This is a genomic window from Microbacterium sp. 16-032, from assembly GCF_041079455.1.
Classification (GTDB): domain Bacteria; phylum Actinomycetota; class Actinomycetes; order Actinomycetales; family Microbacteriaceae; genus Microbacterium; species Microbacterium testaceum_A.
Map to the genome: position 1 here is coordinate 387,386 of NZ_JBFYGQ010000005.1, position 18,725 is coordinate 406,110.

At 69.1% G+C, this 18,725-nt stretch carries 23 protein-coding genes; 7 read left to right on the forward strand and 16 right to left on the reverse strand.

Annotated elements, in window-relative coordinates; translation table 11 throughout:
• Window positions 1-7: 7 nt before the first annotated feature.
• Window positions 8-685, reverse strand: coding sequence for a GTP pyrophosphokinase family protein (locus AB6V31_RS13110; protein WP_144782907.1), 678 nt, complete (start codon window positions 683-685; stop codon window positions 8-10).
• Between the two features lie 43 nt (window positions 686-728).
• Entirely contained in the window at window positions 729-875 is a 147-nt protein-coding gene (locus tag AB6V31_RS13115; protein ID WP_156371620.1) for a hypothetical protein, read from the reverse strand.
• Window positions 876-994: 119 nt separating this feature from the next.
• Here AB6V31_RS13115 and AB6V31_RS13120 point away from each other — a divergent pair, with 119 nt between their 5' ends.
• On the forward strand, window positions 995-1,321 hold the full coding sequence (locus tag AB6V31_RS13120; protein WP_056226107.1) for a hypothetical protein: 327 nt from the start codon (window positions 995-997) through the stop codon (window positions 1,319-1,321).
• 3 nt (window positions 1,322-1,324) lie between these two features.
• Here the strand turns inward: AB6V31_RS13120 and AB6V31_RS13125 are convergent, their stop codons facing one another.
• Window positions 1,325-1,642 (reverse strand): hypothetical protein, encoded by a 318-nt coding sequence (locus AB6V31_RS13125; RefSeq protein ID WP_056226105.1) that lies wholly within the window; start codon window positions 1,640-1,642, stop codon window positions 1,325-1,327.
• A gap of 112 nt (window positions 1,643-1,754) precedes the next feature.
• Here AB6V31_RS13125 and AB6V31_RS13130 point away from each other — a divergent pair, with 112 nt between their 5' ends.
• Entirely contained in the window at window positions 1,755-2,066 is a 312-nt protein-coding gene (locus AB6V31_RS13130; protein ID WP_056226102.1) for a hypothetical protein, read from the forward strand.
• Between the two features lies 1 nt (window position 2,067).
• On the opposite strand, the gene AB6V31_RS13135 is transcribed toward AB6V31_RS13130, so the two are convergent.
• Together AB6V31_RS13135 and AB6V31_RS13140 are read right to left on the reverse strand one after the other, a co-directional pair.
• Window positions 2,068-2,322, reverse strand: a complete 255-nt coding sequence (locus AB6V31_RS13135) for a three-helix bundle dimerization domain-containing protein (protein WP_056226099.1) — start codon at window positions 2,320-2,322, stop codon at window positions 2,068-2,070.
• Between the two features lie 74 nt (window positions 2,323-2,396).
• A complete protein-coding gene (locus tag AB6V31_RS13140) occupies window positions 2,397-2,921 on the reverse strand; it encodes a MarR family winged helix-turn-helix transcriptional regulator (protein ID WP_369366122.1) in 525 nt (174 codons plus the stop codon).
• A gap of 131 nt (window positions 2,922-3,052) precedes the next feature.
• Between AB6V31_RS13140 and AB6V31_RS13145 the strand changes: the two genes are divergently transcribed.
• Window positions 3,053-3,541, forward strand: coding sequence for a MarR family winged helix-turn-helix transcriptional regulator (locus AB6V31_RS13145; protein WP_074696379.1), 489 nt, complete (start codon window positions 3,053-3,055; stop codon window positions 3,539-3,541).
• A gap of 27 nt (window positions 3,542-3,568) precedes the next feature.
• On the opposite strand, the gene AB6V31_RS13150 is transcribed toward AB6V31_RS13145, so the two are convergent.
• On the reverse strand, window positions 3,569-3,808 hold the full coding sequence (locus AB6V31_RS13150; RefSeq protein ID WP_056226090.1) for a DUF3072 domain-containing protein: 240 nt from the start codon (window positions 3,806-3,808) through the stop codon (window positions 3,569-3,571).
• A 78-nt stretch (window positions 3,809-3,886) separates the two neighbouring features.
• Between AB6V31_RS13150 and AB6V31_RS13155 the strand changes: the two genes are divergently transcribed.
• Together AB6V31_RS13155 and AB6V31_RS13160 are read left to right on the forward strand one after the other, a co-directional pair.
• Window positions 3,887-4,852 (forward strand): alpha/beta fold hydrolase, encoded by a 966-nt coding sequence (locus AB6V31_RS13155; RefSeq protein WP_369366125.1) that lies wholly within the window; start codon window positions 3,887-3,889, stop codon window positions 4,850-4,852.
• Between the two features lie 102 nt (window positions 4,853-4,954).
• Complete coding sequence (locus AB6V31_RS13160) at window positions 4,955-6,058, forward strand: FUSC family protein (RefSeq protein WP_369366127.1); 1,104 nt, start codon at window positions 4,955-4,957, stop codon at window positions 6,056-6,058.
• Window positions 6,059-6,076: 18 nt separating this feature from the next.
• Here AB6V31_RS13160 and AB6V31_RS13165 read toward each other — a convergent pair whose 3' ends face one another.
• The 5 genes from AB6V31_RS13165 to AB6V31_RS13185 all read right to left on the reverse strand — a co-directional run bounded on the left by AB6V31_RS13165 (window position 6,077) and on the right by AB6V31_RS13185 (window position 11,410).
• Window positions 6,077-7,333 (reverse strand): ADP-dependent glucokinase/phosphofructokinase, encoded by a 1,257-nt coding sequence (locus AB6V31_RS13165; protein WP_369366128.1) that lies wholly within the window; start codon window positions 7,331-7,333, stop codon window positions 6,077-6,079.
• Between the two features lie 7 nt (window positions 7,334-7,340).
• The gene (locus tag AB6V31_RS13170; RefSeq protein ID WP_056226082.1) at window positions 7,341-8,204 is read right to left on the reverse strand and encodes a ketose-bisphosphate aldolase; all 864 of its coding nucleotides are present in this window, start codon (window positions 8,202-8,204) and stop codon (window positions 7,341-7,343) included.
• A 35-nt stretch (window positions 8,205-8,239) separates the two neighbouring features.
• Window positions 8,240-9,112: a carbohydrate ABC transporter permease gene (locus tag AB6V31_RS13175; protein ID WP_369366131.1), complete on the reverse strand. Its 873-nt coding sequence runs from the start codon at window positions 9,110-9,112 to the stop codon at window positions 8,240-8,242.
• Window positions 9,113-9,114: 2 nt separating this feature from the next.
• On the reverse strand, window positions 9,115-10,044 hold the full coding sequence (locus tag AB6V31_RS13180) for a carbohydrate ABC transporter permease (RefSeq protein ID WP_369366132.1): 930 nt from the start codon (window positions 10,042-10,044) through the stop codon (window positions 9,115-9,117).
• Window positions 10,045-10,117: 73 nt separating this feature from the next.
• Window positions 10,118-11,410, reverse strand: a complete 1,293-nt coding sequence (locus tag AB6V31_RS13185) for a sugar ABC transporter substrate-binding protein (RefSeq protein ID WP_056226073.1) — start codon at window positions 11,408-11,410, stop codon at window positions 10,118-10,120.
• A 233-nt stretch (window positions 11,411-11,643) separates the two neighbouring features.
• On the opposite strand from AB6V31_RS13185, the gene AB6V31_RS13190 reads away from it, so the two are divergent.
• The gene (locus AB6V31_RS13190; RefSeq protein WP_056226070.1) at window positions 11,644-12,450 is read left to right on the forward strand and encodes a DeoR/GlpR family DNA-binding transcription regulator; all 807 of its coding nucleotides are present in this window, start codon (window positions 11,644-11,646) and stop codon (window positions 12,448-12,450) included.
• Between the two features lie 111 nt (window positions 12,451-12,561).
• On the opposite strand, the gene AB6V31_RS13195 is transcribed toward AB6V31_RS13190, so the two are convergent.
• Both AB6V31_RS13195 and AB6V31_RS13200 read right to left on the reverse strand, forming a co-directional pair.
• Entirely contained in the window at window positions 12,562-13,917 is a 1,356-nt protein-coding gene (locus AB6V31_RS13195) for an APC family permease (protein ID WP_369366134.1), read from the reverse strand.
• 32 nt (window positions 13,918-13,949) lie between these two features.
• Window positions 13,950-15,521, reverse strand: a complete 1,572-nt coding sequence (locus tag AB6V31_RS13200) for an amidohydrolase (protein WP_369366135.1) — start codon at window positions 15,519-15,521, stop codon at window positions 13,950-13,952.
• Window positions 15,522-15,692: 171 nt separating this feature from the next.
• On the opposite strand from AB6V31_RS13200, the gene AB6V31_RS13205 reads away from it, so the two are divergent.
• Window positions 15,693-16,322 (forward strand): TetR/AcrR family transcriptional regulator, encoded by a 630-nt coding sequence (locus AB6V31_RS13205; RefSeq protein ID WP_369366136.1) that lies wholly within the window; start codon window positions 15,693-15,695, stop codon window positions 16,320-16,322.
• A 7-nt stretch (window positions 16,323-16,329) separates the two neighbouring features.
• On the opposite strand, the gene AB6V31_RS13210 is transcribed toward AB6V31_RS13205, so the two are convergent.
• The 3 genes from AB6V31_RS13210 to AB6V31_RS13220 all read right to left on the reverse strand — a co-directional run bounded on the left by AB6V31_RS13210 (window position 16,330) and on the right by AB6V31_RS13220 (window position 18,712).
• Window positions 16,330-17,145: a DUF1206 domain-containing protein gene (locus tag AB6V31_RS13210; protein ID WP_369366138.1), complete on the reverse strand. Its 816-nt coding sequence runs from the start codon at window positions 17,143-17,145 to the stop codon at window positions 16,330-16,332.
• A 16-nt stretch (window positions 17,146-17,161) separates the two neighbouring features.
• The gene (locus tag AB6V31_RS13215) at window positions 17,162-17,842 is read right to left on the reverse strand and encodes a phosphatase PAP2 family protein (RefSeq protein WP_369366139.1); all 681 of its coding nucleotides are present in this window, start codon (window positions 17,840-17,842) and stop codon (window positions 17,162-17,164) included.
• A gap of 99 nt (window positions 17,843-17,941) precedes the next feature.
• On the reverse strand, window positions 17,942-18,712 hold the full coding sequence (locus AB6V31_RS13220; protein WP_369366141.1) for an SDR family NAD(P)-dependent oxidoreductase: 771 nt from the start codon (window positions 18,710-18,712) through the stop codon (window positions 17,942-17,944).
• Window positions 18,713-18,725 lie beyond the last annotated feature (13 nt).

An 18,725-nucleotide genomic window follows, 5' to 3' on the forward strand; every position in this document is an offset into this window, starting at 1 on the left:
GCCCTCGTCAGAGCGAGACCACCCCGGGGTGCGCGCCGCGGATCTCGCGGTGCAAGCGCTCCATCCTCGTGTCGAGCTCGGCCGCGGTATCGGCGGCGTTCTTCAGCTCGGCGAGGAGGTCGTCGGGAACCAGCCGGTCGTACTTGTAATAGATCTTGTGCTCGAGACTCGCCCAGAAGTCCATGGCGATCGTCCGGAACTGCACCTCGACGGGCACGTCCACGCGGCCGGTCGAGAGGAACACGGGCACCTCCACGATCACGTGCAGACTCTTGTACCCGTTGGGCTTGGGGTTCGCGATGTAGTCCTTGACGTCGCGCACGGTGATGTCGTCCTGCCGCGTGAGCAGCTTCGAGAGCCGATAGGCGTCATCGATGAAGCTGCAGGTCACGCGGATGCCGGCGATGTCGGTGATCGACGCGCGAATAGAGTCGAAGTCGGTTTCGATGCCCTTGCGCCGCACCTTGTCGACCAGACTGTCCGGCGACTTCACACGACTCGAGACGTGCTCGATGGGGTTGTACGCGTGCATCTCCTGGAACTCTTCGCGCAGGATTGAAATCTTCGTCTCGACCTCGGCGAGCCCGAAGCGGTACTCCATCAGGAACCGCTGGAACTCGTCGCGCATCGCCCGCAGGGCCGCGCTCGAGACGGTGATCTGCTGTTCGTCCAGCGGGTCCGACATGGGGTCGACGCTAGCGAACACGACTACGAGGTCGCTGGGAGCGTCAGGTCCGGCGAGGTTCGATGCCGCCGGCACGCGGCAGCAACTCGCCGTCGACGACGTCGATGCCGATCAAGCCGTGGAACACCTCGGGCAGATCGTCCGGGTCGTTCCCCGATTCGGGGTTCCGAGGCATAGGGGGATTGGTCACGGCGCCCTCCTTCCGTGCAACACCCCCTACTGTGCCAGGAGCCGCCGCCACGCCCGGCGGTCTTGACACCTGGCATCCCGCCGCGTACCTGTGACGCCCCCTGGCGTATCGTGGGCCGCATGGGGACCATTCATTACGGCGGCAGCGGCACGACGGTGCACATCGAAGACCGCGCCCTGGCTCACCTCAAAGTCGTCATCTCGACGAAGCTGCGCCGCGGCGAGAGCTTCACGCTGTCGTGGCGGCACCGCGACGACGAGGAACGCGGCCGCAGCACGCTCTGGCTGCACCCCGCCATCCCGCTGCGCTTCGTCTTCGACGACAGCGAGCCGACGACGCTGAGCCGCGAGTGGATCGAGCGGCTGGCCGATTCGGCGAACTCCTCGGGCGGCATCATGCTCGTGCCCGAGGACATCACCCCGGCGGAGCAGACGGAGAAGAGCTAGCGCTCAGCCCTCTTCGACGAGGGCGTCTTCGCTGGGCTCGGGCGTGATCGCCAGGCCGTTGGGGCCCGAGGCCGCGAGCATGAGGTCTTCGACCCAGACGCGGTTGATGCGGGGCTGGCGGCTGCCGTAGAAGTGGAACTGGATCGGCACCGAGGGGTGCATCCAGAAGCTGCGACGACCGCTGCCGTCGCCGACCTCGACGTCGAACATGAACGACTCGGAGCGCCGAAGCTTGTTCATCACGACGATGCGCAAGTGCGCAAGCGTGCGGTCATCGATGTCGACCGCATTGGCAACGGTGTCGTAGATGAATCTGCCCATGCGACCGAGCCTATCCGAGGAACGCACCTTCAGCCGCTTTCCGGGATGCCACGTCGCGTCGCGCGAATCAACCCCGCCGGGGAGGCTCTCGGGGCCCGACTAACGTACTCGTGTGGGAACGCTCTACTACGGCGACGTCGCGACGCCGATCGACATCGAGGATCGCGCTCTGGCTCACGTCAAGGTCGTCATCGCGACCAAGCTCCGCCGCGGCGAGAGCTTCACCTTGTCGTGGACGCACGGGCCCGACCAGGAGGTGGGACGCAGCACCGTGTGGCTGCACCCCTCGATTCCGCTGCGGTTCGTCTTCGACGAGCCCGAACCCGCGCTGCTCAGTCGCGCGTGGATCGAAGCGCTGGCCACCTCCGCGAACTCGTCGGGCGGTCTGCTGTTGGTCGACGAGCCGGAACCCCGCGGCTCCTGAATCAGTCCCGCGGGAGGCCCAGGATCTCGCGAGCCCCCTCTTCGACGGCGATGGGCACGACCAGGGGGCGCCCCGCCGAGAAGGCCTCCCATTCGCGCAGCACGACGGCTTCGATCCGCGACGGATCCTCGAGCGGATAGTCGGTCCTCAGCCGGGCGATGACGGCACGGAAAGAGGCGACCTCTATTCCGTCCACCTGATGGACGAGGTCGGCGCCGGTCGCGGGGGAAACCGCGTCGCTTGCGCTCTCGTCCATGGACCCCATGCTCTCACGCCCGACCTGCGCGCTCGGCCGTCACGACGGAGGGCGCGGGCGCGCTCGGCGCGTGCTCAGTGCGCGGCTTCGGCGTCGACCGGGTGCGGGTCGACCTGGTCGACGGCATCCTGGAGCCGACCGAGGCAGGCGATCACCGCAGCGCTCTCTTCGGGGGTCATATCGACGACCGCCGCCATCATGCGCGCGTGCATCGACCCCAGAGTCGCGCGCACCTCTTCGTCGCTCACGGCCGTGGCCACGATGTAGATGCTCCGACGATCGGTCGGGTGCGGCACGCGGGTGACGTGACCGGTCTTCTCGAGGCGGTCCACGATCGCGGTCGTGGATGCCGTGGACACCCCGAGGTAACGGGTGAGCTCGCTCGGCGAGACCTGACGCTGCTGCCCCGCCGCTTTGATGAGGTAGCGAAGCACGAGCAGCTCGTTCTCGCCCATGGACATCGACTCGCGCGTGCGACGCCGCATGGCGACCTCGGCGGCGCGGTACACGCGGAAGGCTTGGAGGACTTCGACCGCTCGACGGCGGCGATCCTCTTCGCTCGCGCCGTACCAGTAGCGCGACTCGGACCCTGTTTCCACCAGGGCATCCTATGTCAGGCTCCGCGTCCAGCCCCCTGCCGGTGCACGGGAAGGACAGGTAGCATCTAGAACGGCTATCTACTTGATTGGCGTGAAAGACAGTAGCTCACCGAGGAACGCGAGGAGGAGAGATGAAAGACGCGGCTTCCGCCGACGACGTCGTCAAGGCTCTCAACGACCTCACCGATTCCGGTGTCGCCTCCGAGCGCGCCGCGCTGCACTCCCTGGGCATCGGCCCGAACGACGCGAAGGTGCTGCGCTTCCTCCTCCAGCGCTCCGCCGACGACGAGCCGGTCACCCCTCGCATCCTCGCCTCGATGCTGAGCATCTCGTCGGCGGCCACGACGGCGCTGATCGACCGACTCGCCGACGCGGGGTGGGTGGAACGAGAGCCATACCCGGGTGATCGGCGCTCGATCGTCGTCCGCGAGACGATTCCCGCCGACTCCCCCGCCCGCCGCGTGCTGTCGGTGCGCAGCGCGTCGGCCGCCGCGGCCGCCGGGCGACTCGGCCCCGCCGAACGGCGGATCGTCGCCGACTTCCTCGACGACATCGCTCGCGGTGAGAAGCAGGACATCGACGACATGTCGGCAGACGAAGAGGCGCCCCGCGCGTCCTGACGAGCAGGAGCCGGGACGCCTCGAGGGTCACTCGGTGGAGCGACCGGTCTCGTTCTGCAGGCGATCGATCTGCTCCGACGCCTCCGCCTTCGTCAGGTCGGCGGGGATCTCCTCGCCGGCTTCACGGGCGAGGGTGTCGAGGTAGCTGCGCTGCGGGGCGGTCATGGGCTCGTCGCCGGTCACCCAGTCGGACGGGTCCTTCTCGGCTGGGTTGTCGCCCTCGCGGACGGCACCCAGGGTCTCTTCTTCGCGGGAGGTATCGCTCATGCAGGAAGGCTAGGCGGGGCCGACGACACCGGGGCCGGGATTGACAGGACGCTCAGCCGGGTAGGGCATTCTGGTCGGATGCCCGAGGACTCGCGACCCGCCGACGTCGACGTCGACACGCTCCGCCGGGGGCCCTCACAGACCCGGGTGACGCGTGTCTCGACGGGCTCGGGGACCGGGCGCCCGTTCGTCCTCATCGCCGGTATCGGCGTCGCGTCGACCTACTTCGAGTTCCTCGCACCGCTGCTCGCCGAGAAGGGCGAGGTCTACGCCCTCGATCTCCCGGGTTTCGGCGGGGTCCCGGCATCCGGGGAATCCCCCACCGCCGCGTACTTCGCCGACCAGGTCGAGGGAGTGCTCGACCACTACGGTCTCGAGAATCCGGTACTCATCGGACACTCGATGGGGACGCAGGTGGTCACCGAGGTGCTGGCGCGGCGTCCCGACCTCTCGCACGCGGTGCTGGTGAGCCCCGTCGTCGACGAAGCGGAGTCCACCGCGATCATCCAGGGCGTGCGATTCGTCCAGTCGACGGTGCGGGAGTCGCTGCACATCGCCCTCCTGGCGGTCTCGGCATACCTCCTGTGCGGTTTCCTCTACTTCTTCGAAGCCCTGCCCCATATGTTGCGCTACCGCATCTCCGACCGCATCGGTGAGGGCCGGGCGACTCTGCTGCTCATCCGCGGCGAGTTCGATCGCCCCTCACCGCGCCGCCTGCACTCCCGCCTCGTCGCCCGCGCGCATCGCGCACGCCGGTGGGAGATCGAGGGAGCCGCGCACTGCGTCGTGAACAGCCACGCCGTGGGGGTGGCGCGTCTCGCCCTCCGGCACGCCGACGACGAGCTCCCCCCGAAAGGACGGATGCCGGCGGCCGAGGCCGCCGTGCCGCCCGCCACGCACTCCGACCTGCGAATGGTGCTCGGCGCCATGTTGAGTCGCCTGGCGGAATGGATCAGCGCGGCCCGCCACGACGAGAACGGCGTCGAGCGGGCGAAAGCGCGTCATGCCCGCGTGCTGTGGGACGCCTACCGTCCGGGCCGCTGAGACGGCGCTAACCCGGGGAGCCCCCCGGGGCAACCCCCGCGACGACGGCGAGGCCGACGCGGAGCATGGAAGGGTGTCGACTCGCCCGCGCACCACCCGCTCATGACCGTTCCCGCCTCCCTCGACCCGCGCCGATGGTGGTCCGACGCTGTCACCGCCGATCGCCTGCTGCTCGCCGCCAAGACGGCCGCTGCCGCCGCTCTGGCGTGGTACCTCGCCCCTCTCGTGCCCTTCGCGCAGAGCGAGTACTCGTACTACGCCCCGCTCGGGGTCCTCGTGAGCATGTATCCGACGGTCGCGCGTTCCGCGTCGAGCGGCGCGCAGGCCGTGATCGGTCTCGCGCTCGGCATCGGGTTGGGACTGGGCAGCCTCGCCGTCGTGGGCACGGGTCTGCCCCGTATCGTCGCCGTCGCCCTCGTCATCCTGATCGGAGTACTGCTCGCGGGCGTGCGGGCCCTCGGCGTCGGGCGGGACTGGGTGGCGATCGCCGGTCTCTTCGTCCTGCTGCTCGGCGGCGCCGATCCCGACGGATACTCGGTGTCGTATCTGGTGACGATGGCTTTCGGTGTCGTGGTCGGCGTCGTGGTCAACCTCGTCGTGGTCCCGCCGCTGCGCGTCAAGAAGGCCGACGACCGGCTGAGCCGGCTGCGGGACGCGCTCGGCGAGGTCCTCCGTGCCATGTCGTCGTCGCTCGCGGGACGCTCCTTCGACCCCGAGGCCGCGGACCGGGCCGCCGCCGACCTCGAGGGGACCCTCGTCGAGGTGCGGGAGGAGGTCGATCTCGCCGACGAGAGTCGCCGATACAACCCGCGCGGGCGGCGGTTGCAGACGCCGCGCGACCTGGGTCGGCGACGACTCGACGCCTTGACGGGCACGGCCGACGCGACCCGCGAGCTCGCAGCCGCTCTGGCGCGGCTCACCGCGGGCCCCGACGTCGACACCCGCCTGCCCGGCGACGCGCGACGCCTCCTCGCCGATGCGATCGAGACGGTGTCCCGCCTGGTCACCACGCCGCCCGAGCCGCAGGCGACCGCCGGCGAGCTGCGCGCGGCGGAGACCGCCCTGACCCGCTACACCGAGAGCCTGCGCTCCCTCGACGCGCAGGACGAACCGCTCGACGCGTGGGAGGCCGCCGTGAGTCTGCGCCGCGTCATCGCGGCGTGCGGACCGTTCTCGGATCCGGATGCCGACACCGCGGCGCGGTGACGTCCAACTCCGTCCGGATCAGCCCACGCGTCCGGTCACCGCATCCAGCGCGCGGTCGAGGGCGACGGCTGTCGCACGGCGCGCAGCCGCGGGGACCGCGGCGAGGAACCCGCCGACGAAGGTGTCCCCCAGACCGATCGTGGTGGGCTGCGCGGTGTCGACGACGTAGGCCGCAATCCCGACCGCTCCGCTGCGCTGCCGCGCGGCTTCGACGACCGCCGCACCGCCCGCATGACGGGGCGACCGGGCGGTGACCTCGAGATCGGCGGCGGTACAGGAGTCGCCGAGCCGGTAGCGCGTCGCCGCGGTGCGCACGGCGCTCTCGAGTCCCGCCGCGTGCCGGGCCGCCGAGGGGCCGACCGCGATCGCCCAGAAGGTCGTGTGCACGACCAGCGTCCGCGCCGGAATGAGCTCGTGCACCTCGACGAGGGCGGCGACGACATCGTCGGGCGAGAGCAGGTCGACGGGTCGCCCCAGGTACTCCTGCAGCTCGTCCTCGTTCATGCCGTACACGTCGATGCGCTCGAGGAGCCGCGCGCGCACCCGGGCGGCGAGCTCACGGTGGTAGAAGCCCGCGTCCTCGTAGTAGACGAGAGCATCGGCGGGCAGGCGTCTCATCGCCGAGACGAGATCGTCGAGCCGGGCCTCGAGCAGGTCGGCATCCTGCATCGTGTTGAACCCCGAGACGAGGAACGCCGCAGCCCCCTCGAGGGCGTCGCCCAGATCGGGGGCGATGGCCATCTCGCGGTTGGGGGCGTCGTTGGCGAAGATCAGGCGGTTCGACGCCGGCGCCGTCACCGCCCCGTCGACGAGGCGCACCGTGGTGCCCGCGGGATACTGCACGATGAGGTGCGGGTCGAGGGTGTCTCGCGTGGCCGACGAGACGATGCTCATCGAGGCCGGAAGCAGGCGCCGCACGGTGTCGTCGATGCTCACGAGGTGCTGCACGGTGGGCACGCCGATGCGATCGAGGGCGATGCCCGCCCGCACCCCGGTCCCGCCGAGGGTGATGGTCTTGTCGAAGTGCGCGGCGAAGGTCTCGACGATCTCCGATGACAGCACGAAGCGCTCGCCTCCCCCGCCCGTGGCGAGGAAGGCGAGCACCGTGACGACGAGCGCGCGCTCGTCGATGATCGGCGTCGTGGTGGTCAACTCGTCGAGACGGATGCCGTGCTGCGCAGCCAGGGCCGTGAGCACCTCGGCATCCCACCGGATCTCGTAGTCGACGGTGCCGCCGAGTCCGAGGACGAGGTCTTCCGCCATGTCGTCGATCACCGTCCGATCAGTAGAGGTCGGCCTTGCCGGCGGCGCCGAACAGGTCGATCTTCTCAGCGGCCGTGACCTTCATCGCCGCGATGCACTCGGGCTGGATGGCGTTGGGCTCGCGCAGACGACGATCGGTGCCGAGCACCTCGCGCATGCGGTCGTGGTACGCCACCTTGATGTCGCTCGAGATGTTGATCTTGTTGATGCCGAGCGACACCGCGCGGGCGAGCTCGGCGTCGGGGTTGCTCGAGCCGCCGTGCAGCACGAGCGGGATGCCGACGGCCGCCTTGATCTGCTCGAGCAGGTCGTGGCGCAGCTCGGGGTTCTTCTCGGCCGGGTAGAGCCCGTGCGAGGTGCCGATGGCGATGGCGAGGCTGTCGACCCCGGTCTGCTCGACGAAGCGCACCGCGTCGTCGACGTTGGTGTAGATGATCTCGGCCGCGCCCGACTCTCCGTAGCTGTCGTTCGCGCCGATGGTTCCGAGCTCCCCCTCGACCTGCACGCCGACGGCGTGGGCGGCCTCGACGACCTTGCGGGTGAGCGCCACGTTCTGCTCGAACGGCTCGAGCGAGGCGTCGATCATGACCGAGGTGAAGCCGGCCTTGATCGCGGTGATGATCTGCTCGTACGTTCCGCCGTGGTCCCAGTGGATGGCCACGGGCACGCTCGAGCGGTGCGCGCGGGCGTGCATCGCCGGGATCAGGTCGGTGGTGATGTGCGAGACCTCGTCGGGGTGGATGGCGATGATGACCGGAGCGTTCTTCTCCTCGCTGATGTCCATGATCCCGGTGAACATCGCCCAGTCGCTGATGTTGAAGGCCGGGATGGCGAAACTGTGGGCGTTGGCGACGTCGAGGATGGACTTGCCGGTGTAAAGCACGGATGACTCCTTGTTCGGGGTTGGGTAGGCGGCGGTCAGCTCTTCACCGAGCCGGCCGTGAGGCCGCTGATGAAGAAGCGTTGGAAGAAGAGGAAGAGCACCAGCACCGGGATCGAGCCGAGGATGCTCATCGCCATGATCTGGTTCCACTCGTAGGAGTGCTGGCCCATGAGCAACTGGATGCCGATGGGCACCGTGCGCATGTCGATGGTGCGCGTGAGGGTCAGGGCGAAGAGGAACTCGTTCCACGCGATCATGAACGTGTAGATGCCCACCGAGACGATGCCCGGGATCGAGATCGGCACGAGCACGCGCCACAGGGCCGTGAAGGAGCCGGCGCCGTCGACGCGCACCGCCTCGTCGAGCTCCTTCGGGAGGGTGTTGAAGTACCCGGTCATCATGATGATCGCGTAGGGCAGCGTGAACACCATGTACGTGAAGATCAGGCCCGGATAGGTGTTGTAGAGGCCGAGCCCGACCATCAGGCCGAAGTACGGGATGAGCAGCGTGATGGGCGGGACCGCCTGGACGCTGACGATGATGACGTTGACGATCCGCTTGCCGCGGAACTCGAAGCGGCTGAACGCGTAGGCGGCCTGGATCGCGACCAGGAGCGTCAGGATCGTCACCGCTCCCGCCACGACGTAGCTGTTGATGAAGAACCGCACCGTCTCGGGGTTGGTGAAGATCGAGATGTAGGCGTCGAATGAGAACGTGTCGGTGATCAGCCGCGGCGGCAGCTCGAAGATCTGCGTGTTCGACTTGAACGAGCTCGACAGCATCCACAGCACGGGACCTGCGGCGAACACCGCGCCGATGAGCAGGCCGACGAGCACGCCGGCTTGGGCGAAGCGACGGCGCGTGGCCGTGCGAGTGGCGCTCGGGCGCGCGGAGGTGGTCAGGGCCATGATCAGTCCCTCGCCTTCTGGTGGCGGACGTAGAGCACCGCGACGATCATCGACATCGCCAGGACCAGCACCGCCGAGGTGGAGGCCATCGAGAAGTCGTACTTCGCGAACGCGAGCTTGTAGGTGAAGGTGCTGAGCATCTCGGTGACGTCGATCGGACCGCCGCCCGTGGTCAGCCAGATGAGCGCGAACTGCTGGGAGGTCCAGATCAGGTCGAGCAGCACGAGGCTGACGATGATCGGGCGCAGCTGCGGAACGGTGACGTTCCAGAACCGTTGGACGGGGCTGGCGCCGTCGACGGTGGCGGCCTCGTACAGATCGCTCGGAATGCCCTGGAGACCCGCGAGCAGGCTCACCATGAAGAAGGGGTAGCCGGCCCAGATGTTGATGAAGGTGACGGTGCCGAGAGCGAGCTGCGGCGAGGCGAGCCACTCGATGTTCGTGTTCAGCAGGAAGTTGACGATGCCGTTGGGGGCGAGCAGCATGCGCCACAGCACCGCGATCACGGCCACCGTGAACAGCCACGGCAAGACGTAGAGGCCGCGGAAGATCGCCCGGGGGACGGCGCCGATCAGTCGGCTGTTCAGCAGCAGGGCGAACGACAGTCCGAGCACGAGGTGCGCGGCGACGCTGGTGAGGGTGAAGAAGAGGGTGTTGCCGGTGGCCTTCCAGAAGCCCGGGTCGGTGAGGATCGCGACGTAGTTGTCGACCCCCACCAGGTCGGGGCTCTTGTTCAGGATCACGTTGTCCTGGAAGGAGTACCCGATCACCATGACGATCGGGACGATCATCAGGACGAAGAGAAGGATGAGGGTCGGCGAGAGGAAGACGTATGCCTCGCCGGCCTTGCGGAGCTGCCGGGTGCGGCGCGAGGTGGGCCGTCCGGTGACGATCAGCTCGGTATCGGGGGGTGTGAGGGTGCGCATGGTCATGAGGTGCGGCTTTCGCTGAGCGGGATGCCGCACCGCGAGCGGTGGCGGTGCGGCATCCCGGTTCGGGGTCGGATCAGAACTCCGACGTCCATTCGTCCTGCGTCTTCTTGAGGGCGTCGCCCATCGACTCCTGGCCGTCGAGCGCCGACTGGAACTCCGTGCCGAACTGGCGCATCAGTTCCTCTGCGACGGGCAGACCGGTGAACTCGTTCGCCGGGTAGCCCTTCTTGTAGATGTCGAAGGCGGTCTTGAACAACGCGTCGTCTTCGACGAAGGTCGGCACGCTCTCGGTGTTGCCCGGGAAGGCCTTGGCCATGGTCGACAGCTCGCTGTTGACGTCCTTGCCCATCAGGAACTGCACCAGCTTGAAAGCGGCGTCCTTGTGCTCGGAGTTCTCGGCGACGCCGATGCCCCACGAGGCGTAGGGGATCCCGCGCTCGCCGGTGAACCCGTCCTTGGCGGGGATCGCCGAGATCGAGAAGGTGAGATCCGGGTTGGACTGACGGATGAGGTTGATGTGCGCGAGCGAGTCGATCATCATGCCGACGCGACCGTTGGTGAACTCCTCGACCTTGTCCTGCTCCTTCATCGTGAAGGAACCCGGGGCGATGACCTTGTCATCCCACATCTGCTGGATGAAGTCGGTGGCCGAGGACACGTCACTGTTGGTCAGGTCGGGCTGGCCGTCCTTGAGCATCGAGCCGCCCGAGGCCCAGACCCACGACATGACGTCGTTCTGCACGCCGTTGGGGGCTTCGAGCGACAACGGGAGCACCCAGCCCGACACGTCGCCGCCGAGGGCCGTGATCTTCTTGGCCGCGTCGGCGAACTCGGTCCGCGTCGACGGCGGGGCCGACACTCCGGCCTGGGCGAGCAGGCCGTCGTTTGTGAACATGGGGTAGACGAAATTGACCACCGGGATCATGTACGTGCTGCCGTCGACCTTGATCTGGCTGGCGAGCTGGCTCTCGTCGTAGCCGGAGTCGCTCATGAGCTTCGAGAGGTCGGCGATGACGCCCTGCTTGGCGAAGTCGCTGACCCATGCGCCGTCGAGGCCGACGACGTCGGGCATCGTGCCCGATGCCGCCCCGGCGAACAGCTGTTCCTTGGTCGAGGCGTAGGGTCCGCTCACCAAGTCGACCTTGATGCCCGGGTTCTCTTTTTCGAACTGATCCATGAGCCCGCGGAACTGTCCGTCTCCCAGCTCGGGCTCCCACCACTGGGCGAACTCGATCGTGACGTTCCCGTCGGAGGACGTGCCCGAGCTGTTCGACGAGCACCCCGCCATCGCCAGGAGGGTCGTGGCCGCTGCTGCGACACCGACGAGCTTGATGGCGTTCCGACGCCGGCGCCCGCTGTTGTCCATCGTTTCTCCTCGTTGAGATCTGCCGCATTTCGCGCCGTTCTGCGCGTTCTTGCGTCTTTCAGCACGAGTATGCGCTCCGTTGCCGAGTCTCGCAAGAGTTCGATGCACATTCGTGATTATTCGAGCGCATAGCGGCGCGGCTGGCAGCAAAAAGCGCGGAACCCGTGCCGTTCTTTGCGGCTTTTCCACAAAATCTGAGGACGGGCGAACGCCGCTGTGCTAGAGATGACGGCATGGACGCATCCACAGCCACGGTCAAGCGGCGCCTCCCGGCCGGGCGCAAGGCCGAGCTCGCGGCGTACGTCGCCGAATCAGGTCAGGTGACCGTCGTCGACCTCGCCTCGCACTTCGGCGTCTCGATCGACACCGTCCGCCGCGACCTCGACCAGCTCGATCGCGAGGGGATCGTCGTCCGCACCCACGGCGGCGCCGTGAGCGCGATGTCGGTACCCGGTCGCGATCGCGGACTCGACGTGCGGCTGCAGATGCAGATCTCCGAGAAGGAGCGCATCGCCGCCCTGGCCGCCGACCTCGTCGAAGACGGATCGGTGCTGATGCTCAACGCCGGGACCACGACGCTCGCGGTCGCCCGTGCCCTGCGCAACCACCGCAACCTGACGATCGCGACGAACAACCTGCGCATCCCCGCCGAGATCTCGCCCAGCGTCTTCCGCGATCTCTACATCTTCGGCGGCGCCGTCCGCACCATCACCCAGGCGACCACGGGGCCGGTGACCCTGGCGATGAACTCCCACACACCCGAAGTCGATATCCGCTGCGACTACGCGCTCATCGCCGTCGGCGCCGTCGACGGATCGGGCTTCTCGACGAGCAACCTCGGCGACGCCACCATGATGAGCGAGATGATCCAGCGTGCGGATCGCACCGCCATCCTCGCCGACTCCTCGAAGCTCGACCGCCGCCTCTTCGCGCAGGTCGCCCCGCTCGAGAAAGCCGACTACCTCATCACCGACGCCGAGCCCTCACCCGAGCTGGCGGCCGCCCTCGCCGACGCCGGAGTGACCGTCCTGACCCCCTGATCAGGACGCGTGCAGGGGTTACGCGAAGGAGCTCGTCGGACCCCGACGCGGTCTGCGCGGCGTTCACCTCGCAACAGGGGGCGAGGCCGCACCCGGCCTCGCCCCCTCCCGTCAGGCGACCACGCGCTCCGGCGCGGGTGCCTCGTCGTCGAACTCCACCTCGGGCGGGCGGCGGCGGAACCCACGGGTCAGCACCGCGAGCCACACGATGCCCACGCCGATCCACACGAGACCGACCGTGAGCGCCAGCGCCGACAGGCTGAACCACAACCAGGCGGTGAGCGCGAAGCCGAGGGCGGGCAGCACGCCGAAGCGCAGCACGGCCGCTGCTCCCCGACGACGCTCGTCGACGAGGAAGTGCTTGATCACCGACAGGTTGACGAGCGAGAACGCGGCGAGGGCCCCGAAGCTGATGAGGGATGCCACCGTGTTCAGGTCGGCGAAGAGCGCGGCCAGCGAGACCACGCCGACGAAGATCGCCGCACCGACCGGCGTCTGATAGCGCCGGCTCAGTCGGGCGAAGAAGCGCGGCAGCACGCCGTCGCGCCCCATCGCGAAGAGGATGCGCGAGACGCTCGCCTGCGAGGCGAGGGCCGCCGCGATGCACCCGGCGATGTACGCGACGAGGAAGAAGACCTCGAGCCAGCGCCCGGCGGCGACCTCCATGATCTGGTTGGCCGCGGCATCCGGATTCTCGATGTCGGCCACGTTCGGGATCACCAGAGTGGACACGTAGGCGATCACGGTGAAGATGAGTCCGCCGATGACCGTGGTGAGGATGATCGCGCGGGGCACGGTGCGCCCGGCGTCGCGGGCCTCTTCGGAGAGGGTCGAGATCGCGTCGAAACCGAGGAACGACAGGGCGAGCATCGCGGCTCCCGCGAGCAGGCCCGGGAAGGTGAGGCCCGCGTCGTAGAGCGGCTGCAGCAGCGAGACGCCGGGGTTCTGCGCGACGTGCAGCACGGCGCACACGACGAAGACGGCCGCGAACACCAGCTGCAGGCCGACCAGGACGAGGTTGGCGTTCCGCACGACCGTGATGCCGACGATGTTGAGACCCGTGATGAGCAGCACACCGGCGAGGGCGAACACCCACGGCGGGATGCCGGGGAACTGCGCGTTGAGGTAGATGCCCATCAGCACGTAGTTGATGAGCGGGAGCAGCAGGTAGTCGATCATGAGCGACCAGCCGGTGAGGAAGCCGACGGTGCCGCCGAACGCGCGCCGAGCGTACGTGTAGGCGCTGCCCGCGCGCGGGAACGCCGTGACGAGGGCGGCGTAGCTGAACCCGGTGAACAGCATCGCCACGAGGGTGACGAGGTAGGCCGTCGGCACGTGACCGCCGGTCGTGACGGCGACGAGGCCGTAGGTGGTGAACACGGTGAGGGGCACCATGTACGCCAAGCCGAAGACGACGAGGGAGGGGACTCCCATGACTCGCCGCAGCGAGGTGTCGGATGAGGACATGCGGTTTCCTGTTCGGGGTCGGAAAGAGCGGTTCAGAAGGTGCGGATGCCACGTCGCCAGGTGCCCCGGATTCGGGCATCGGCGATGCGGTCGGCGGGGCCGCGGCGCACGTCGCGGTCGAGCCAAACGAGGTCGGCGCGCATGCCGGGACGCAGGGTCCCGCGGGTGGCGTGATCGCCGGCCTGGTGGGCCACGCCGCTCGTGGCGGCGTCGATGGCTTCGGAGACGGTGAGACGTTCGTCGGGCTGCCAGCCCCCGGCCGGCTGACCGTCGGGGTCTTGACGGGTGACGGCGGTGCGCAGGCCGAGCAGCACGTCGGGTGAGGTGACGGGCCAGTCGCTGCCGAAACTGAGACGGGCTCCCGCGGCGCGTGCCGCGCGCATGCGGTACTGCCGCTCGCGGTGAAGACCGAGGCGCGGCAGGGTCAACTCGGTCATGACCGCGTCGGCCATCGCCCACTGCGGTTGGAAGCAGAATGTCACGTCGAGGTCGGCGAGCCGCGGCAGGTCGACGGGGTCGATCACCTGCGCGTGCGCGATGGTGAACCGCCGACCGCGGCGCAAGCTCTCGCGGATCCCCTCGGCGGCGTCGAGCGCGGCGCGGACGGCCGCGTCGCCGATCGCGTGCAGGTGCACATCGAAACCGGCGGCGTCGCACGCGGCGACCGCGTCGACGAGCTGATCGGGATCCCAGTTGGGAAGTCCCCGTGTTCGAGCGTCGTGGTAGCACTCGAGCAGGTGGGCCGTACGGTTCTCGACGATGCCGTCGACGAAGAACTTCACCGTGCGGCAGGTGAGCCCGGGCTCGCCCCGGACGATCGCCGCGACCCGAACGAGCTCGTCGAGATAGTCGGGCCACCGTGCCGGATCGGCCCGCAGGGCCAGATCGACATCGACCCGTAGGCGACCGGACCGCGCCGCGGCGATCCAGGCCGGAACGTCGTGCGTCTCGGTCCACGCTTCCTGCACCCACGCGATTCCGTGCGCGGCGAGGACCTCGGTGGCCGCGGCGAGCGCTTCGACGTCGTCGCGCATCGACGGGCGGGGGGCGCGGTTGAGGACCAGGTCGATCGCCGGACGCTCGACGAGGGTTCCCGACGGGGATCCGTCGGCTCGGCGCACGAGTCGTCCGAGCTCGGGGTCGGGAGTGTCGGCATCCACTCCCGCTTCTCGCAGCGCCGCGGTGTTGACCCAGGCGGTGTGGTAATCCCACGCGTGCAGCACGACCGGGCGGTCGGGAACGGCCGCGTCGAGCCAGCGCGCGTCGAACATCCCGCCGGGGGCGACGGTGGCGTCGTAGCTTCCGCCGATGAGCCAGGGGGCGTCGCTGCGTGCGCCCCACGCGCGGACGCGCTCGACGATCTCGTCGACGCTGCCGGCGTCGCGCAGGGCGGGGCCGGTGCGCTCTCGACCGGCGAGCAGCGGGTGCGCGTGACCATCGCCGAAAGCGGGCAGCAGCAGCCCGCCCTCGAGGTCGATGTGCTCGGCGTCGTCGGGCAGCGGATGCCGAGCCTCGGCCACCGCACCGTCGACGACGACGAGTCGATCGACGTCGGCTTCGTGCCCGTCGATCCGAATCGTTCCGCCCGTGAAGACGATCGCCATGGAGACTCCCTCGTGTCCTGCGCTGCGAGAAACATACAGCGTAGGTTTAAAGAACGCTACGGCTTCACCGTCATCGGCCGGACGAGTTTCGTCAGGTCGTCACCGAGGTCTTACACGCCCGAAACACGCACCATCGCGTAGCGTGGGCAGACCCGACCGAAAGGCTCCGCCGTGGCCCGGCCGTCCCAGCCCAAGCTCTCGCGCGAGGCGATCGCCCGCGCCGCCCTCGCCCTCGTCGACCGCGACGGGACCGACGGCGCGAGCATCCGCCGGGTCGCCGACCGCCTCAAGGTGCACCCGACCTCGCTCTACAACCACGTCCCCAACCTCGCCGCGCTCATCGAGGACGTGCGAGCGCTGGTCTCCTCGCGCATCGACTCGTCGTTCCTGCGGGAGCGCGAATGGGAGGAGGGGCTGGCGCTGTGGGCCCGGTCGTACCGCGACGCCTTCCGCCGGCATCCGAAGACGATCCCCCTGCTCATGTCGCACAGCTCGTCGACGCCGCTGCTGATGTCGCAGTACGAGGACTTCGCCATCGCCGCGGAGCGTGCGGGGTGGACGAGCGACGACGTCCTGCCCCTGCTCACGGCGTTCGAATCGTTCATCCTCGGCAGCGTGCTCGACATGAGCGGCCCGTCGGTGATGTTCGATCCCACCGGGCAGGAGGCGGACGTGCCGCGCTTCGCCGCGGCCTACGCCACTCTCGAGCACCACGACCCGGCCGATCCGGTCGCCACGCGGGCATTCGAACTCGGCCTCTCGCTGCTGATCGCGGGAGCGCGCCCCCGCCCTGCCGCGTGAGCCCGACTCACATGCGCGCGTAGCGCGCGCGAGCGAAGCAGAACAGGCCGTACACGACGAGCCCGGCGCCCACGAGCCAGAGCACGATCTGACCGAAGGGCAGCCCCGCCAGCGAGCGCAGCGCCGCGTCGAGCCCGCCGGCCGCGTTCGGGTCGTGCGCGAACGCGGCGACCAGGAAGAGGATCCCCGCGACGCCCACCGCGATGCCCTTGGCGACGTAGCCCACCATGCCGAAGGTCCGGATGCCGCGTCCCGCCGTCCCGCCGGGGCTTGAGATGTTCTTCATGAACGCCTTGGTGACGCCGCGGACGACGAAGGCGACACCGATGACGGCCACCGCCAGGCCGATGATCACGAGGAGCACGACTCCGGCGGGCGTCGCCATCAGCTGGGCGCTCAGGGTGCGCGTCTGCTCCCCCGAGTCGGAGCGGCCGCCCGAGACGACGGTGAGAGCGGTGACGGCGATCGCGCCGTAGGCGACGGCGGTCCCCACGTCCTTGGCGCGGTGCGCCCAGCGCTTCTTGGCGTCGGGGTCGCGCTCGGCGACGGCTTCGGCGACCTGCCAGACGGCGAGGGCGGCGAGGCCGATCACGATGACCCACAGCAGCAGCATCCCCGCGGGAGCCTGCGCGACCTGCCCCAGCGCCCCGCTTTGGTCGGCGCTCTCACCGCCGCCGCCGGTGGCGATCGAGATCGCGATCACCCCGATGAGCAGGTGCAGCAGGCCCAGCACCACGTAGCCGATGCGCGCCGCCACGCGGAACGCGGTGGAGTCCTGCGCTTTGTCGGCGGCGGCGGAAGCGGAGGCGGAGGCGGAAGTCATCCGGGCACGATAGCGCTCACGCGGCCGCGTCGACCACCCGTTGCGCGCGGCGCACTCGCCACACTTCGACGAGAGCCCACACCAACGTCGACACGGCCACGCCCTCCAGGAATCCCGCGGTCACATCGGAGAGCCAGTGCGCGTGGAGGTACGTGCGGCTCCACATCATCAGCAACACCCACACCGCACCGGCCGCCCAGACCCACCCGCGGCGCAGAATGAGAGCCAGGGTGATCGCGATGGTGGTCGCCACGGCGGTGTGCCCCGAGGGGAACGAGGTCGCTTGGGTCTCGGCGAGAGAATCGGACGGTCGGGCGCGAGCGATCACGGCCGCGAGCGGAGCGCCGATGAGCACGACGAGCGCGATCGCCCCCGCGACATTGAGGGCGTCCCACGGCCGCTTGACCAGGAGGAAGACGATCGTGGTCGAGATGCCGATCACGATCATGCCGATCGTGCCGCCGACCGTGGCCGGGATCCACGCGACGATCACCGCCACGGGGTTCGCCAGCGCGGCCATCGCGTCATCCCACCACTGGTCGAAGGCCAACGGAGCGCCGCCGTCGAGGTCCACGGCCACGCGCAACGCCACGAACAGTACCGTCGCGACCACGCCCACGATCAGGGCGATGGGGCGCCGTGCATCGACCCTCGGTCGATCGGGCAGGATCGCTGGTTGGTCAGTGGTGGCATCCATTCGGGAATCGTGTCAGGTCGGGACACTCGAACGGTAGCCATTGCCGACCGGGCCGAGAGCACTCCGCTGGTTGCCCCGCCCCGTCGACGGGTTCGCCCGTCAGGCCCCGCGTTCCTCGTTGATGGAGTTCGCCCCGTCGACGACGAGCAGCTGGCCCGTGATGTACGACGCCTCGCGGCTCGCGAGGAACGCCACGGCCGCGGCGACTTCGGTCGGGGTTCCCGATCGGCCGACCGGAGTGGCGGCTCCCATCGCGATCTCGTGCGCGCTCGACGACGACGTCGCGATCCATCCGGGCGCCACCGCGTTGACGGTGATGCCCGCCGCCGCGACATCGACGGCCGCGCCACGGGTCAGCCCGAGCATGCCGGCTTTGGCCGCGTGGTAGGCGACATCGCCGGTGTAGGCCATGACGGGACCCGAGATGGATGCCACGTTGACCACGCGACCGTATCCGGCGGCCCGCATGCCGGCCACGACCGCCCGGGTCATGCGCAGAGCCGTGGTGAGGTTGCGGTCCAGGGACATGGCCCACTGGTCGAGGGTGATGTCGTCGATCGCAGCCGGCGAATCGGCCGTCGACACCGAGGTCATGCCGGCGTTGTTGACGAGGACGGTCGGTTCGCCGAACGCCTGACGCGCCGCATCGAGGACCACCTCCACTCCGCGCGGATCCGTCAGGTCGGCCGCGACGCCGCGGGCGTCGACCCCGGCGCCGCGCAACTCGGCCACGCGCTCCTGGATGCGGTCGGTGGTGGACGTCACGATCACCCGCATGCCGACGCGCCCGAGGGCGAGCGCGGTCGCCGCGCCGATCCCCTCGGCGCTTCCGGCCCCGGTCACGATGGCGATGTCTGTCGGTTCGGGCATGGCGCTTCTCTCT

Coding starts and splice junctions, on each gene's coding strand:
- AB6V31_RS13110 (WP_144782907.1), bottom strand. CDS start 685: ATGTCGGACCCGCTGGACGAACAGCAGATCACCGTCTCGAGCGCGGCC.
- AB6V31_RS13120 (WP_056226107.1), top strand. CDS start 995: ATGGGGACCATTCATTACGGCGGCAGCGGCACGACGGTGCACATCGAA.
- AB6V31_RS13125 (WP_056226105.1), bottom strand. CDS start 1,642: ATGGGCAGATTCATCTACGACACCGTTGCCAATGCGGTCGACATCGAT.
- AB6V31_RS13135 (WP_056226099.1), bottom strand. CDS start 2,322: ATGGACGAGAGCGCAAGCGACGCGGTTTCCCCCGCGACCGGCGCCGAC.
- AB6V31_RS13145 (WP_074696379.1), top strand. CDS start 3,053: ATGAAAGACGCGGCTTCCGCCGACGACGTCGTCAAGGCTCTCAACGAC.
- AB6V31_RS13150 (WP_056226090.1), bottom strand. CDS start 3,808: ATGAGCGATACCTCCCGCGAAGAAGAGACCCTGGGTGCCGTCCGCGAG.
- AB6V31_RS13155 (WP_369366125.1), top strand. CDS start 3,887: ATGCCCGAGGACTCGCGACCCGCCGACGTCGACGTCGACACGCTCCGC.
- AB6V31_RS13160 (WP_369366127.1), top strand. CDS start 4,955: ATGACCGTTCCCGCCTCCCTCGACCCGCGCCGATGGTGGTCCGACGCT.
- AB6V31_RS13175 (WP_369366131.1), bottom strand. CDS start 9,112: ATGGCCCTGACCACCTCCGCGCGCCCGAGCGCCACTCGCACGGCCACG.
- AB6V31_RS13180 (WP_369366132.1), bottom strand. CDS start 10,044: ATGACCATGCGCACCCTCACACCCCCCGATACCGAGCTGATCGTCACC.
- AB6V31_RS13185 (WP_056226073.1), bottom strand. CDS start 11,410: ATGGACAACAGCGGGCGCCGGCGTCGGAACGCCATCAAGCTCGTCGGT.
- AB6V31_RS13190 (WP_056226070.1), top strand. CDS start 11,644: ATGGACGCATCCACAGCCACGGTCAAGCGGCGCCTCCCGGCCGGGCGC.
- AB6V31_RS13195 (WP_369366134.1), bottom strand. CDS start 13,917: ATGTCCTCATCCGACACCTCGCTGCGGCGAGTCATGGGAGTCCCCTCC.
- AB6V31_RS13200 (WP_369366135.1), bottom strand. CDS start 15,521: ATGGCGATCGTCTTCACGGGCGGAACGATTCGGATCGACGGGCACGAA.
- AB6V31_RS13210 (WP_369366138.1), bottom strand. CDS start 17,145: ATGACTTCCGCCTCCGCCTCCGCTTCCGCCGCCGCCGACAAAGCGCAG.
- AB6V31_RS13215 (WP_369366139.1), bottom strand. CDS start 17,842: ATGGATGCCACCACTGACCAACCAGCGATCCTGCCCGATCGACCGAGG.
- AB6V31_RS13220 (WP_369366141.1), bottom strand. CDS start 18,712: ATGCCCGAACCGACAGACATCGCCATCGTGACCGGGGCCGGAAGCGCC.